Annotated in this window: 1 protein-coding gene; it reads left to right on the top strand. The window is 65.3% G+C overall.

The window, feature by feature from the left end; translation table 11 throughout:
- Nucleotides 1–57 precede the first annotated feature (57 nt).
- Nucleotides 58–1,242 (top strand): IS701 family transposase, encoded by a 1,185-nt coding sequence (locus tag ACIBG6_RS39405; RefSeq protein WP_399227587.1) that lies wholly within the window; start codon nt 58–60, stop codon nt 1,240–1,242.
- Nucleotides 1,243–1,410 lie beyond the last annotated feature (168 nt).

The following is a 1,410-nucleotide window of genomic DNA, read 5'->3' as shown; positions in this document are numbered from 1 at the left end:
CTAGTACTGCAACGGTCTTTGCTGTGACGGTTGGACAGGTCGGTCGTTGGATTGTTCATGGGTGGGGTTCTTGTTGATGCCCGGTCGTGGGCGGGTGAGTTGAAGGCTCTGCATGAGCGGTTCGCGCATCGATTCGCCAGGTCGGAGCCGCGTGAGTCGACGCTGGCGTATATGCGGGGGTTGATCGCTCCGCTCGAGCGGAAGAACGGCTGGACGCTGGCTGAGGAGGCCGGTCATGCGGGTCCGGACCGGATCCACCGCTTGTTGAACCGGATCGACTGGGACGCGGAGGAAGTCCTCGACGACGTGCGTGGGTATGTCGTCGAGCATCTCGGCGACCGGGACGCGGTGTTGATCGTCGACGACACCGGATTCCTGAAGAAGGGCGTGCGGTCAGCCGGTGTCCAGCGGCAATATTCCGGAACCGCGGGCCGGACGGAGAACTGCCAGGTCGGGGTCTTCCTGGCCTATGCCGGTGCCCGTGGCCGCACACTGATCGACCGCCGTCTGTATCTGCCCACGTCATGGACGGACAACCGCGACAGGTGTCGCCAGGCCGGCATCGAGGACACGGTCGGCTTCGAGACGAAGGTGGTGATGGCCAAGGCCATGGTCCGCCGGGCGATCGCGGAGCGGATTCCGTTCCGGTGGGTGACTGCGGATGCCGCCTACGGATTCTCCAAAGGCTGGCGGTCCGAACTCGAGCAGGCCGATGTCTTCCATGTCATGGCCACCACCCGGCACGACACCGTCGTCACCCGCTGGGCTATCGACCATCCCGTCCACGACCTGTTCCACGGGCTGCCTCGGCAGAAGTGGAAGCGCCGGTCCTGCGGGAACGGGGCCCACGGACCACGCGTTTTCGACTGGGCGAGAGTCGAGGTCCGTCCCTGGCATCGGGCCGACCGACAGCACTGGGTGATCGCCCGCCGCAGTGTCAGCCGGCCCACGGAGGTCTCCTACTACATCGCCTACTGCCTGGCCGGGACCACCCTCGACGAACTGATCCACGTGGCCGGCAGCCGCTGGGCGGTCGAGGAATGCTTCCAGACCGCGAAGCAGCAGTGCGGTCTGGACGACTACCAGGTCCGCCGTTACCCGGGCTGGCACCGCCACATGACCCTGGCCATGGCCGCCCACGCCTGCCTCACCGTCCTGCGGGCCCGCGAACTCGATACAGACAAAGCAGAAACGGATCCTCCGACCTCGTCCCCCTCAGTCTCCCCGAACTCAGACGCCTGATCCACCGACTCACCCACCGCCGCCCAGCACCCATCGACCACGTCATGCACTGGTCCAACTGGCGACGCAGACGACAACACCAAGCCCGCATCAGCCACTACAAACGACGCGGCCACACACCACCAGAAACTGCCCAACCGTCACAACATAGACCGTTGCAGTACTAGG

Origin of the sequence: Streptomyces sp. NPDC050842 (assembly GCF_044456565.1) — a bacterium.
Taxonomy (GTDB): domain Bacteria; phylum Actinomycetota; class Actinomycetes; order Streptomycetales; family Streptomycetaceae; genus Streptomyces.
The sequence above is the reverse complement of the archived record's forward strand: the minus strand, read 5'-3'. Positions and strand labels throughout refer to the sequence as shown.

Coding starts and splice junctions, on each gene's coding strand:
- ACIBG6_RS39405 (WP_399227587.1), top strand. CDS start 58: ATGGGTGGGGTTCTTGTTGATGCCCGGTCGTGGGCGGGTGAGTTGAAG.